This is a genomic window from Rahnella bonaserana (assembly GCF_019049675.1).
GTDB classification, from domain to species: Bacteria; Pseudomonadota; Gammaproteobacteria; order Enterobacterales; family Enterobacteriaceae; genus Rahnella; species Rahnella bonaserana.
Genome location: NZ_JAFMOW010000062.1, coordinates 218365 through 231762 on the forward strand (window position 1 = coordinate 218365; position 13398 = coordinate 231762).

General features: G+C 51.3%; 15 protein-coding genes. 7 read left to right on the forward strand and 8 right to left on the reverse strand.

Annotated elements, in window-relative coordinates; translation table 11 throughout:
- Positions 1–50: 50 nt before the first annotated feature.
- Positions 51–986 (reverse strand): DNA replication terminus site-binding protein, encoded by a 936-nt coding sequence (tus, locus tag J1778_RS12495; RefSeq protein WP_217173435.1) that lies wholly within the window; start codon positions 984–986, stop codon positions 51–53.
- A 181-nt stretch (positions 987–1167) separates the two neighbouring features.
- On the opposite strand from tus, the gene J1778_RS12500 reads away from it, so the two are divergent.
- Positions 1168–1734 carry a DNA-3-methyladenine glycosylase I gene (locus J1778_RS12500; protein ID WP_217173436.1) on the forward strand — a complete coding sequence of 189 codons (567 nt, stop codon included), beginning with the start codon at positions 1168–1170 and terminating at the stop codon, positions 1732–1734.
- Between the two features lie 27 nt (positions 1735–1761).
- On the opposite strand, the gene J1778_RS12505 is transcribed toward J1778_RS12500, so the two are convergent.
- Positions 1762–2724: a GlxA family transcriptional regulator gene (locus J1778_RS12505; RefSeq protein ID WP_217173437.1), complete on the reverse strand. Its 963-nt coding sequence runs from the start codon at positions 2722–2724 to the stop codon at positions 1762–1764.
- A 115-nt stretch (positions 2725–2839) separates the two neighbouring features.
- On the opposite strand from J1778_RS12505, the gene J1778_RS12510 reads away from it, so the two are divergent.
- Positions 2840–3481: an HD domain-containing protein gene (locus J1778_RS12510; protein WP_217173438.1), complete on the forward strand. Its 642-nt coding sequence runs from the start codon at positions 2840–2842 to the stop codon at positions 3479–3481.
- Between the two features lie 80 nt (positions 3482–3561).
- Here J1778_RS12510 and yqfB read toward each other — a convergent pair whose 3' ends face one another.
- From yqfB to J1778_RS12530, 4 genes are all read right to left on the reverse strand, one after another.
- The gene (gene yqfB, locus J1778_RS12515) at positions 3562–3867 is read right to left on the reverse strand and encodes a N(4)-acetylcytidine aminohydrolase (RefSeq protein WP_217173477.1); all 306 of its coding nucleotides are present in this window, start codon (positions 3865–3867) and stop codon (positions 3562–3564) included.
- 223 nt (positions 3868–4090) lie between these two features.
- A complete protein-coding gene (locus J1778_RS24880; RefSeq protein ID WP_420804079.1) occupies positions 4091–4420 on the reverse strand; it encodes a helix-turn-helix domain-containing protein in 330 nt (109 codons plus the stop codon).
- 205 nt (positions 4421–4625) lie between these two features.
- Positions 4626–4985 (reverse strand): cupin domain-containing protein, encoded by a 360-nt coding sequence (locus tag J1778_RS12525; protein WP_217173440.1) that lies wholly within the window; start codon positions 4983–4985, stop codon positions 4626–4628.
- Positions 4986–5113: 128 nt separating this feature from the next.
- Positions 5114–5719 (reverse strand): transglycosylase SLT domain-containing protein, encoded by a 606-nt coding sequence (locus J1778_RS12530; protein ID WP_217173441.1) that lies wholly within the window; start codon positions 5717–5719, stop codon positions 5114–5116.
- 217 nt (positions 5720–5936) lie between these two features.
- Here J1778_RS12530 and J1778_RS12535 point away from each other — a divergent pair, with 217 nt between their 5' ends.
- Both J1778_RS12535 and gap read left to right on the forward strand, forming a co-directional pair.
- On the forward strand, positions 5937–6914 hold the full coding sequence (locus tag J1778_RS12535; RefSeq protein ID WP_217173442.1) for a GlxA family transcriptional regulator: 978 nt from the start codon (positions 5937–5939) through the stop codon (positions 6912–6914).
- A gap of 78 nt (positions 6915–6992) precedes the next feature.
- Positions 6993–8003 (forward strand): type I glyceraldehyde-3-phosphate dehydrogenase, encoded by a 1011-nt coding sequence (gene gap, locus J1778_RS12540; protein ID WP_217173443.1) that lies wholly within the window; start codon positions 6993–6995, stop codon positions 8001–8003.
- A 137-nt stretch (positions 8004–8140) separates the two neighbouring features.
- On the opposite strand, the gene J1778_RS12545 is transcribed toward gap, so the two are convergent.
- Positions 8141–8554, reverse strand: coding sequence for a VOC family protein (locus tag J1778_RS12545; RefSeq protein ID WP_217173444.1), 414 nt, complete (start codon positions 8552–8554; stop codon positions 8141–8143).
- A gap of 200 nt (positions 8555–8754) precedes the next feature.
- Between J1778_RS12545 and J1778_RS12550 the strand changes: the two genes are divergently transcribed.
- The 3 genes from J1778_RS12550 (at position 8755) to J1778_RS12560 (ending at position 12252) form a co-directional block, all read left to right on the forward strand.
- Complete coding sequence (locus tag J1778_RS12550) at positions 8755–9213, forward strand: MarR family winged helix-turn-helix transcriptional regulator (RefSeq protein ID WP_217173445.1); 459 nt, start codon at positions 8755–8757, stop codon at positions 9211–9213.
- 198 nt (positions 9214–9411) lie between these two features.
- Positions 9412–11154, forward strand: coding sequence for an MFS transporter (locus J1778_RS12555; RefSeq protein ID WP_217173446.1), 1743 nt, complete (start codon positions 9412–9414; stop codon positions 11152–11154).
- Positions 11155–11202: 48 nt separating this feature from the next.
- Entirely contained in the window at positions 11203–12252 is a 1050-nt protein-coding gene (locus J1778_RS12560; RefSeq protein WP_217173447.1) for an HlyD family secretion protein, read from the forward strand.
- 11 nt (positions 12253–12263) lie between these two features.
- Here J1778_RS12560 and J1778_RS12565 read toward each other — a convergent pair whose 3' ends face one another.
- Positions 12264–13277 carry an isopenicillin N synthase family dioxygenase gene (locus J1778_RS12565; protein WP_217173448.1) on the reverse strand — a complete coding sequence of 338 codons (1014 nt, stop codon included), beginning with the start codon at positions 13275–13277 and terminating at the stop codon, positions 12264–12266.
- Between the last annotated feature and the right edge of the window lie 121 nt (positions 13278–13398).

Here is a 13398-nt window from a genome sequence, read left to right on the forward strand (position 1 = left end):
AGGAATGAGGTCCGGGAAACCGGACCTTTTTTATGACGTTGCTCTGACGTTTATAGCGGATAGTCGGTGTACAGATGCAGGCGCTTAATCAGCAGACTCAGCGGCTGAGACTGCGGCTTATATTTATGCTTAATCGTTGTGACATCGTAATCATGCAGTTCACCTAACTTTGGTTCCTGCATCATCGGAGAGCGCAGGCATAAAGCAATCAGTGGCAGCGGGCAGGGATGTTGTACCTGTTTCTGGCTGTTGCGATACCACACGCGGGCGATAGGCTGCACTTTTACCGGGCGTTTAAATTTCAGCGCAGCATGCTCCGGCAGACGCTTCACATCGCTCATCTCACGATTAATATTTTCCATCCATTGTTCACGCGTATAAGGCGAAACAGCGCGCCCGGCATTCAGGCTTTTCTCCAGATGAGCCAGCACTTCATCACGGGTTACATTCTTAATAATGTGCTTGTTTGCCCAGCCAAAACGCACGGAATCCGGATCATTCAGATACGTCACTGAACGGTAGGCGTTGAGCGTGATCAGACCGCGAAGATGCGTATGCACAAACTCGAAACGCTGTTCGCGGGCAAGGCCGGATTCCACGGTCACAATATGTTCCAGCTCGGCTTTAAGTTTGTTCACTTCCTCAATCAGAAGCAGGGCGGACTGATGCTCCGCGGGATCGACGGCATAACACAATACGCCCGGCAGACGCACGGCCGATTTACTGCTGACATTCTCGTTATTATGATGGATAAACAGGCGCTGAAAATGCTGTAACGCCAGTTGTTGCGCGGCTTCGCCGGTATGAGGTGTCACGATGATTTTGTCTGCGGGATTATGTTCTTCACCTTTAACAACTTCAGGCAGCGCAAACACTCGTGCCTGCAATAATTCCAGCTGACTCAGGAAATGCCCCAGATCCTGCAACGCCAGTTCCAGTTCGTTAAAACAGCCATTCATCCGGGCAATTAAATCATAATCCGCCATAAACCCTCCGGTTAGTTACAACATACAGTGTAGGGCATAATGATAAATCGTGCACACCTGAACTTCAGGGAAATCATCAGTTTCGGAGTTTTAGTCGCTTAACAGGGCGGGGATGAAAGTTTACCACGTCCTGATTGCGGTCAGGTTAGAATAAAGGATGTTTCCGTTGCTGGAGTTCGCTATGACTGACCTTATCCGTTGTCCGTGGGGTACAAATGATCCGATGATGACCGACTACCACGATCATGAATGGGGTAAGCCTGTGCGCGACAGCAGAGCACTGTGGGAAAAGCTGATGCTCGACGGCTTTCAGGCCGGGCTATCCTGGCGAATTGTGCTGAAAAAGCGGGATGCCTTGCGACTGGCATTTTGCCATTTCGAACCGGAGAAAGTGGCTGAATTCACTGAAGAAGACATCGAAAGGCTGGTGAGTAACGCCGATATTATCCGTTCCCGCATCAAAATCACGGCGGTAATTAATAACGCCCGTGCGTATCTTGCGATGCAACAGGCGGGCGAAGAGTTTGGTGAGTGGATTTGGGCACAAATCGGCGGTAAAGCCATTCAGCACATGGGTCCGGTTCCCACTAAAGATGCGCTTTCTGAACGTATTTCGAAGGATCTTAAAAAACGAGGTTTTAAGTTTGTGGGACCGACAATTGTGTTTGCCTGGCTGGAAGCCACCGGCCTGATTAATACCCATCATCCGGCGTGTTTTCGGCGTGCTCAGGTGGCGAAAGAAGCCTGATTTCATAAGAGATTTATAAAAAATCTATTAGCGAACATGGTGTTTTTGATATTGTGACGGTGTCACAGATAGCTGTCTGATGAATGCCCGCCGCATGATATCCACACCTGAAAAACCACATTCTGCGGCGATTTGTTTGATAGCCAGTTTTCCAGATTCCAGAAGTTGCCTGGCATGAAATACCCGCTGCTGCTCGAGCCATTCCGCTGGCGACTGCCGGAGTTCCTGATTAAATAATCGGGTCAGATGGCGCGGACTGATGCCCATATGTTTGGCCAGACTTTGCACATTATGCGGATGGTTCAGGGAATTCATCACCCAACGCTGCATATCCTGCAACGCTGATCTGCCGCTCAGTGAGGCTTGTCCGTGGCGACTGAACTGCATTTGCCCGCCGGGGCGTTTAAAGAACATCACCAGTTGCGCGGCAACATCCAGCGCGGTTTCCCGCCCGAGATCTTCCTCAACCATATTCAGCGCTAAATCAAGTCCGGACGTCACACCAGCCGCTGTGCGTAATGGCCCGTCGGCGATAAATATGGCATCAGCTTCGACCTTTACCTGCGGATACTCCTCGCTCAGTTTACCCGCGACGGACCAGTGGGTCGTCACCCGGCGGTCATCGAGCAATCCCGCCGAGGCAAGCAGCAGGGCGCCGCTGCACACAGAACCAAAACGTTTTGCCTGCTGACTCCACCGGCGGATGCCTTCTTTGAGCGAGTCGTCGGCTAAATGTTCGTTGAGTTGTGGCGCACCGGCCACCAGAAATGTGTCGATCGCCACGGGCAAAGGTGAGTTCAGCGAAAGGTCAGCCAGGATCCTCGCGCCGGAAGAGGCAGTGATCACCGCCTCATCGCCGGTCGCCATAATACTCAATTTATAAACTTCACGACCGCGCTGCTGATTAGCTTCAGCGAACACGTCCAGCGGGCCGGAAACATCGAGCAACTGTACGCCGGGCACGGCGAGAATGATGATCTGCTTGGGCATTAAGAGGTTTCCTGTCACAGAATGACGCGTTGTCTTATATCGTCATATTACGACGATTGATGACATTTATCCTGCCGTTTATTCTTGTTTCATACAACCCAACAGGAGAAATATTATGAGTCTGAGTATCCGAGGCATCCGTATTCCCGACAGCAAAATGGCCCGTGAAGCCACCGAACTTGTCCGTGATACTGAATCTGATTTACTGTTTCATCACTCCAGTCGTGTTTATTATTGGGCAGCGCTTGCCGGGCAACAACGCGGGTTAAAGGTAGACCATGAATTGCTGTACATCGGCTGTATGTTTCATGACATGGGGCTGACCCATGAACATTGCAGCTGCGACAAACGTTTTGAGGTAGACGGTGCGAATGCAGCCCGAGAGTTTATGCATCAGCATGGGGTGAGCTCGCAGGATATTGAAAAAGTCTGGACCGCGATTGCCTTGCACACTACGCCGGGGATTCCCCAGTTTATGGATCCGGTCATTGCGCTGGTCACCGCCGGAGTGGAAATGGACGTTTTGGGGATAAACTATCATGGGTATGAAGACGATGTTCGTCACGCCGTGGTCGGTGCGCATCCACGGACACCAGCCTTTAAGGAAGATATCATTCAGGCGTTTTACGACGGGATAAAAGACAAGCCACAGACGACGTTCGGTAATGTGAAAGCGGACGTGATTGCCGACAAAGAGCCCGGTTTTATCAAAGGCAATTTCTGTTCAGTGATCCGCAATTCCCGCTGGCAGGGTTGAATTCAGGAAAGAAAAGGGCGCGCTGATTAATTCACGGCGCGCCTGTTTAAATGTACAGAAATAACATTACATCAACGAGCTCAGATGAGGCGGAACTCAATCATAAACAGTTCTTTCAGCCCCGGATAAATCTCGCTAATGACGTCCTTTAACTGCTCCAGCGTCATATTTTCCTGCACGGCATGTTTTTCATTCAGATCATCGAACAGCACTGGCGTCACCGAAATCACCTCGATATTGCAGAAAAATACATTATCCTCATATCGGCTGACACGCACCTTATCACCGGCAGAAAAATTAGCGTCACTGGCTTCGCGCAGGGTGATGGTTTTGCGGCCGGCAAGAATATCATCTTCAAATCTGCCGTAAAAAGTGATGTTTTTCATAAAGTTTCCAATAAAAGGGGAAAAGGTGTTGTTGATTATATAACGGCTGCTGCGTCCGCCCGCTGCGGTTTTGGTCAGAAAGCCCCGTGCGACGAGATCAGCCAGATGTCGGGTGGCAGTGGCCTTACTGACTTTCGCCACTTTCTGATACTGTCCCGCGCTAATCCCTTCGGCAAATCCGTTATCGCCTCCATCCAGCAAACGATTCAGCACCTTGACTTGTTCAGCAGGGAGTGCGCTGCTGTGGTGCACTATGCAACAGGTTGCGGACTGTCTCAACAGAAACCGGGATGCCATGTCGTTCAAGAAGCTTCTCAGTGGCCAGCGTCGGTCCAAAATCCGCGTAGTGTTGCCGGATCAGTTGCAAAGCAGCGCAGCGTAAATCTTCGGGAATGCGGTTATTGCCGGGACGACCGCGGCGGGCAGAAATAACCGACGCCGCGCCGTGTTCACGGTAACGACGTAAAACACGTTGCACCTGACGAACGGTAAGTTCAAGAAGGCGAGCAGCTTCACGCTGCAGTAGAGTGTGGTCGTGAACACGCTGGATGATGCCGAGCCGGTATCTGTCATAGTCACCAACATAAAGTCTGCATCCTGAGCTAAGCCTGAGGAGATTTAAGACTAGTTCAGAGACGACATCTGTGAGTTGTTGCGTACGACATTAGCCTTTTGGAGTAACATGTACGGTGCGCATAATGTATATTATGTTAAATGGAATATCAGCTACGCACCGATTGCTCGATATCCGATGCCTTTCATACCTCACCTGCTGTCTTCGACGTTTCTTCCGCATAATGAATGGCTAACCAAATCGTTGGCTCGTCAGCACTTGTCCATTCCACACGATGTCTGCACAAAGCCGGAATATTGATGAAGTCACCGGAATTCAGCACGCGCACTTCTTTCTCGTTTTCGAATTTCAAAGCTGCCGAGCCCTGAAGCACTGCGACCCATTCACTTTGCGGCTGGCTGTACCAGAATCCTGGTGGACTGGCCTGACCGGTTGAAATAATTCTCTCGATGCGCATATCGGGCTTCATCAATAACGACTCGAACGTTTCTTCATTTCCCTCCTGTGCATTAACAGGAAAATCCCTGAACAGATTCGTCACCATCCATTTCCACCTTTTGACCGGAGAAATCACGATTTAAACTGATCGCGCTACGTGAATTCTGAAATTCCATCAGTACCACAATGCTGCAGATTTCACGTAGCGCACCCATTTTTCAGCACATCTGAACGCTATAAAGCTGCATAAGCCTTCTCGACTTTGGCCATATATCTCGGTGCCTGAGGCGCCGGATGATACTGGCGGACATGCCAGTTAAACGCTTCCGGTGTCAGCTGATTGATCATTTGAATTGCGGTCTGACGGTTAGCCGAGAATGTTCGCAGTAATGCGCCTGCACCATTTGCATAAGCCACTTCGGTTGCATAACGGCGTGTCAGCGGATCGTTAATCCAGTTTAGTTGCTGACGCTGCAATGCACTGATGTATGCCGTTCCCAGATCAATATTAGTTTCCGGATCGCGTAAGTCGCTATCGTCTGGACACCCGCGTTTACCCTTATACCGATAAGCATCACAACCACTGGTTGAGGCTTTAAGTTGCATCAAACCAATGGCGTTTGAAGGACTTACGGCGTCAGGATTAAAACCTGATTCGACCTGAATGATAGCCTTAACGAGTTTACGATCGACCTTGTACTGGTCAGCGGCATCCTCAATTTCGTCATCATAGGCATGCGTATCGTATTTCTTATATTTCGGCTTACTCGAGCAGCCAGCCAAAATCATCAGCATGATCACCATACTGAGTCTGAAAGTTTTTTTTTGTAGAGAAATCATGAATTTCCACGGTTTAAATAAGTGAGTCTCAGCGCTGACAAGATACCGTTATCATCCCTCAGGATCATGCATAAATCTGCTTTTTTTACCCGCAAACCTGTGACCGACATAGAAGATTGGGCATCAGCACCCTGCTTTCGCTTTATACTGCCGTAAAACGTACTTGTGTGGTAGGCTTGAATCTGTCTCATTTTGTATAAAAGGTATTTTTATTGCCATGACAACAATTCTGGTTATTGTGCCTGACGGAGGCATGTTATTTGAAGCGGCTGGCATCGTCGATATCCTTATGCAGGCCAATCATTTGCTGCCTGTTAATGCCCAAAATTCGCCTTATCAGGTTGCCGTGGCCACCACGCAGGCGCACCGCGTCGTTCATGGTATTTCTGGGCTGAACCTGCTGGCCGACCACCGGCTTTGCGATCTCGACCCGACATTGCCCCGTGACACGATTATTATCACCGGCAAAGGTCAGACTGAAGAGGAAAGCTCAAGTGTTGTCAGTTGGCTGAAACAGGCTGCCCCCCATGCGCGCCGAGTGGTGTCAATTTGTGGCGGTGCGATGTTGCTGGCTCATGCTGGCCTGCTCAATGGCCGCCATGCCACCACACACTGGCGACTGCTTGACACCCTGCAGGCAAAATTTCCGCAGATTAAAGTCGAACGCGGACCGATGTACGTTCAGGACGGTGAGATCTGGACATCCGGCGGTGTCAGTTCAGGTTTCGATCTGACCCTGGCTTTGGTCGAAGATGATCACGGCTTCAGCGTTGCCAGAAACGTCGCCCAAAATCTGGTGATGTTTCTGCGCCGTCCGGGTGGACAGGCGCAATATAGCCGCTATCTTTTGAATCAGGCCAGCGAAGGCCCTATCCGCGAACTTCAGGCCTGGTTACCGGAAAATCTTACTGCCGATTTGTCTGTTGAAGGTCTGGCCGGGCGCGTGGCAATGAGCCCGCGTAATTTTACCCGGGTCTTCACCCGTGAAACGGGGATCACACCGGCGAAGTATGTCGAAGAAGTTCGCCTCAATGCTGCAAGACAACTTCTTGAACAAACCACGCAGGGTGTAGAGCAAATTGCAGTCACGACGGGATTTGGTGGCGGTCTTAATCTGCGTCGTGTCTTTGAGAGAAATTTACAACTGACTCCTACAGAATACAGAGAACGTTTTTGCTCGCGCATGTTGGCGTAAATAGATCTATTGTTGTCATTTACGCCACTCCTCCTTCGGACTACATTAACCGTAAGTCAGATAACTAAGGAGTTCATCATGGTCAAAGTTGGTATTAACGGATTCGGCAGGATTGGACGTAACGTATTGCGTGCTGCGCTAGGTCGCGATGATTTTCAGGTTGTCGCCATAAACGACCTGACAGACAGTAAAACCCTCGCTCATCTTCTCAAATATGATTCCCTCTCAGGTACCTTACAAGCCGATGTCAAAGCTGACGAAGGTCAGTTACTGGTTGATGGCAAAACGGTCCGCGTGTTTTCTGAAAGAGATCCTGCGGCTATTCCGTGGAGCAGCGTGGGCGTAGACATTGTCATTGAGGCCACCGGTTTTTTCACTGAAAAAGAAAAAGCGGAAGTTCACATCACCAAAGGTGGTGCTAAACGCGTCATCATTTCTGCCCCGGCCAAAAACGACGATATCACTATAGTGATGGGTGTTAATGATGGTCAATATGATCCGGCTAAACATAAAGTTGTCAGTAACGGTAGCTGCACCACTAACGGTCTGGCACCGGCGGCGCAGGTTTTGCATCAGACATTCGGCATTGAACATGGTCTGATGAACACCACACACGCTTACACCAATAGCCAGGCTTTACATGACCAGCCGGAAAAAGATTTACGCGGAGCACGAGCAGCGGCAGTATCGATCGTCCCCTATTCCAGCGGCGCGGCAAAAGCCATCGGTAAAGTCATTCCTGAACTGGATGGTCGTATGACAGGTTATTCACTGCGTGTGCCGGTTCCTGTGGTTTCCATCGTTGATTTAACGGTCAATCTGAAACGTGAAGCGACCGTTGAGGAAATCAATGCAGCATTCCGTAAGGCGTCCGAATCTGGCCCTCTGAAAGGAATTCTGGGTTACAGCGAAGAACCTTTGGTTTCCAGCGATTATCGCGGCGACCCGCGCTCTTCTATCGTCGACGGGCTTTCAACGCTGGTGATTGGCGGCAAACTGGTGAAGATCCTTGCCTGGTATGATAACGAATGGGGGTTCTCAAACCGTCTGGTCGATCTGGCTCTGTTGATGGAAAAACGCGGTTTATAATCTCCTCTTTTCCGGCAAGAATAATGACAGACACCGCCGTATGGCGGTGTTTTCGTATGGCTTACAGATTGTCACCGTTATTAAAAGCAGCACACTGTATGTTGTAACTAATTTGTCAGCGCCGGGAGAGTGATGACTCATTCTTCCTGCGGACCTATCTGCATATACGGGTTATAGGCGATTTCCCACAGATGTCCGTCCGGATCGGCGAAATAGCCAGAATATCCGCCCCAGAAAACTTTTTGGCCGGGTTTAACCAGTTTGCCGCCCGCTTTCACCGCCTGCGCTAATACGGCGTCGACTTTAGCCTCGCTGGCGACGGTTTGTGCCAGTGCCATGCCACGAAAACCCTGCCCTTCAGCGCTGACCTGCGCATCCTTCGCCAGCTCTTCCCACGGGAATAATGACAACCAGGCGCCGGCTAATTCGAAGAAACTGACGCCGTCAGAATCGATAACCACTTTGGGAAAGCCAAGTCCGTGCTGATAAAACTCGGTGGCGGCCGCTAAATCTTTAACGCCCAGGGTGATCATGTTGATGACAGGTTGCATCGTTATTCTCCGTCTGAGGGATGAAAGTGATAATGAAAAAGACCTTGCTGACAGAATAAATACTTTTTGAGAACTTTGCTCAGATCCTGCTTCCACTTGTCTCAAAATGTTAACAGGGACCTCCCTTTTCTGGTAAATGTTGCCCATCGTGCTACTCTGACGCGACTGAAATCTGCTTACGCTCCGACAGTGAGGAACCTGTGACCACATTACGCCGCCGCCCGGAAGCAACTTCACCCGCCGTTCGTTTTTTGCCGGAAACCATCCATATCGGTCGCCAGCTGCGTACCTATTGTGATGCCCGCTTCAAAACCATCGGCCTGACTCTGGCCCGCGGCCAGGTGCTATTACATCTGGAAGCCGCCAATGGCCGCCTGCCACAGGGCGAACTCACTTCGCTGCTGGAAGTGGAACACCCTACCGCTATCCGGCTGTTCGACAGTCTGGCAGAGCTTGGCCTGCTGGAACGTTGCCCCGGTGAACACGACCGTCGCTCTAAAGACATCAGGCTGACAGAAGCCGGCACCGAACTCGCCAATCAGGTTCGCAGTATGACCGATGATATTCTTATCAGCGTGATGGAAGGCATTCCGCCTGAAAACGTAGATATCGCCCGTGGCGTTCTCGCCTGTATCACAGCAAATATCGCCGCATTGTAAGTGGCGTTTTAGTAAGTGGCGTTTTACCCCTTATCTCCCTCCCTTCTGATTAATTAATTGCGTTACTGATTAGTTATTCGCTATTTGCATTTGTAAATATCACCGATATGAATAATTGAACTAGACACGTATGACACGTCTTATTACATTATGTAGCAAGCTACAAACTAGTTGGGTAATGACTTACAAGGCATAACGATGACGACGCGTTCTGATTCAGATGTCCGGCAGGATGCCGGTGAATTATCAACACGGGATGCATCAGCACAAACAGCCCCACCGGAAGCCGCCTCACCAGAAACAGAGACAGCACCGCCGGTTCCGCCATCAACACATCACCCTTTTGCGGTTCAGGTCAGCACCTGGCTTTTACAATATCCGCGTCTGCGTATTGCGGTCTATGCGCTGGCCTCCCTGATCATTGGTATGACGCAGGGTCTGGGCATCAATCTGGTCAGTTCAAACCTGCCGGGAATTCAGGGTTCTCTGGGTATTTCCAATGTAGAAAGCTACTGGCTGGTGGCGGCTTACACGGCGACCAGCGTGACCGGCACGATCCTGCTCTATAAAATTCGCACACAGTTTGGTTTCCGCCGTTTCGGGGAATACGGGCTGTTGTTTTTTGCCGTTGCATCTATGGCGCAGACTTTTACCCATGATTTCCAGACCGCGCTGGCCGTGCGCGCGGTGATGGGTTTCGCGATGGCTTCGCTCGGCCCGCTGGCGTTGTTTTATATGTTTGAAATCTTTCCGCCGGCCAAAAAGCTGACCGCCGGATTATGTTTTGGTCTGGCGGGAAGTCAGATTTCCCTGCCGGTATCACGCATTATTTCTCCGCATCTGCTTGATCTGGGTCACTGGCATCAGCTGACCACGCTGGAATCGGGTCTTTCGCTTATCTGCCTGGCGATCATCTGGATTTTGCCGCTGACTCACCCGCCGCGGGTGAAAGTATTTGAGCGTACCGACTGGATAAGCTATCCGCTGATCGCCACCGCAGTGGCCTGTATGTCAGTGGTTCTGACCATGGGCCGTTATTACTGGTGGCAGGAAAAAGACTGGATTGGTGAAGTGCTGGTCGTCGGCATTATCGCGCTCACCCTCTCCTTTATGGTTGAGCTGAAACGTAAGAATCCGATCATCGATTTGCGCTGGCTGATGACGCCGGAGATGTTGCTGTTTACCGGCTCCATGTTGTTCGTGCGAATGCTGCTGTCAGAGCAAACCACCGGTATGGTGGGTTTTCTGAATCTGGTTGGCCTGCTTAACGATCAGCTGGTCACGCTTTTTCTGGTGATCCTGGCCGCAACGTTTGCCGGGCTGGTTGTTGTCAGCATCATTCATAAAGCCAACCGGATTGTTTATATCCATCTGTTTTCTATTGCACTGATCGGCACAGCCTCACTGATGGATGCCAGTTCAACGGTGGACACCCGCCCTGAACAGTTTTACCTGACGCAGGGCATGATCGCCTTTGCCGGTGCCATCTTCCTGCCGACCTCATTGTGGCTCGGTTTTATCCGCGCGTTGCAGTTCGGGCAAAGTCAGATCATCAGTTTTGTGCTGGTTTTTCTCTCGACGCAAAACGTCGGTGCGCAGGTGGGCAGCGCATTCCTGGGTACCATTCAGATCCTGCGGGAAAAGTTTCACTCAGCCGCGCTGGTGGAACATATCAATTTGCAAAATCCGCTGGTAGTCGAACGTATTGCGCGATACAGCCACCTGCTGAAACCGGTCTTGAACGATGGAAACCAGCTCAATGCTGAAGGTCTGGCCTTCCTCAGCCAGAAGGTCACACAGCAGGCCGGTTTGCTGGCCTATAACGATGTTTTCATGGTGGTTTCTTATATGTCGCTGGGCTGTTTTGTCGTTCTGTGCGCACATATTTGGGTCGGAAGGATCCAGACAAAAAAACGCGCAGCCGCTGAGGTTGTTGCATAAACAACGGGCTTTTGCTGATGAATCAAAAAGAGTGAAACGGAAAAACTGATGAAAAATATATTTCGTTATCCATCCATTATTGTGGTGCTTTGCCTCGGGATTATCGGGGTCATGATTGTGTTATACAGCTGGCAGTTATTTCCGTTTAATTCTCAGGTCGAATCGACGGACAACGCTTATGTTCGCGGCAATGTTACCCTGCTCAGTCCGCAGGTTTCCGGCTACATCACTGATGTAAAAGTGCAGGATTTTATGCCGGTGAAAAAAGGCGACCTGCTGTTTGTGATTGATGACAGCACCTATCGGCAGGAATTTTTGCAGGCACAAGCCGCGGCAGCGCAGGCTCAGGTAACGCTGCAGAACTTCGAGCAAAACCGGGCTTCGGGCGCTGCCAGCCTGCAACTGGCTGAAGCGGAACTGCAGAGTGCGCAGGCGACGCAAAGCAAAGCGAAGCTGGATACCGGCCGTAACGGCCCTTTGCTGGAGAAAGGCCTGGTTTCCAAAACCACCGGCGATGAACTTCATGCAGCATTGCTGACCGCACAGGCGAACGTGGCCAAAGCCCGCGCTTCGGTCAATATCGCCCGTCAAAGTCTGGCACTGGTGGATGCCAATAAAGCGTCGCTGGCCGCCGCATACAAAGCCGCTCAGGCCAGGGTAGAAGTGGCGCAAATTAATCTGCAACATACGCAGATTGTGGCGCCTTCTGACGGACAACTGGGTGAAGTCAGTGCGCGGCTGGGACAATACGTCAGCGCCGGCACGCAGCTAACCTCGGTTACCCCGAAAATGGTCTGGGTGACCGCTAATTTCAAAGAGCGCCAGCTGGCGGGAATGCAGGCCGGCACACCGGCGTCATTCACCGTCGATGCCCTGAACGATCATACTTTTAAGGGACATGTGGTGAGGATTGCCCCGGCAGCAGGTTCAGAGTTCAGCGTGCTGAAAGCCGACAACGCAACGGGAAATTTCACCAAGATTTCGCAACGGATCGCCGTGCGTATCGAACTGGAACCCGGACAGCCGCAAAGTGATCAACTCAGGCCGGGCATGTCGACCATCGTCAGCGTCGATACTTCACAGGCACCTGAAAGCTAAGCGCATGAGTATCAGCCTGTAATATCCGCATAATAACGCTGCGCTACGTCGGGATGTGAGCGCAGCCGCCCTTTCAGATAATTGAAACCCACGTCACGGAATAACGGATTGAGCGGATCGCTGGCCTCACCCCGCGCTTCTTTTGCCAGTTCCTCGGGCAACGGAAACAGCGGCACCACAGCGTCCAGCTGAGCCCCAAGGAAAAAGGCCAGCGATAACCGCTCTGCTCCGGCGGGTGGCGAAATCACGCGATGCACCGTAGCGCGCAAATAGCCATTAGTCGCCAGTTCAAGCAGTTCACCGATATTCACTACCAGCGTATCAGCCACCGGTAACGCCTCTACCCACTGGTTTTCCTCAACTTCAACCTGCAATCCGCGTTGCTCATCCTGAAGTAAAAAGCTGAGAAATCCGGAATCCTTATGTGCGCCCACGCCCTGATTTCCGCTGCTTTCTGAACGCCCCGGATAACGGATCAGCTTGATGTGTTCATTGGGTTTTTCGCCGTAAAGCGGATCAAACGCATCTTCCGGCAGTCTCAGCGCCAGCGCAAAGGCGCGCAAAAGTCGCAATGACATCGCCGTCATTTCCTGCTGCCAGTGCAGCAACAGCGGCCTCAGTTCAGGCAGCGCCGCCGGCCACTGATTGGGTCCCTGCAAACGCGCCCAGGCCGGGGACTTTTCACTGACAGGCAGTTTCGGACGTTCTGCACCGAGATCAAACTGTTCGCGCCAGTCCGGCTGACCACGGGTGATTTTCGAGGCGGCACGGTTATAGCCGCGAAAATGCGAAGAGTGGATCATCGCCACCGACAGTTTGTCTTCATCCGGCAATGCAAAGAATTCCCGCGACACCCGTTGCACCGCATGAAGCAACTGCGCATCGACTCCGTGATTTTTCAGATAAAAGAAACCAATCTCCCGGGCGGCGTAGCGCAGCTGTGAAAGAAAAGCCTCGCGCTGATCAGGTGAACCCGAAAACTGGCTGAAGTCGATCAGGGGAATAGAAGTAACAGTCTGGCTCATCGCGAACTCCGCAGTGTCAGGAACAGAACTCAACGCTAGCACGACGTCAGAACGGGTGACCAATAGCCAGATGGTCTGATTTATATTGTGAAGTTATGAAAAAATAGAGGAATAATCGGCT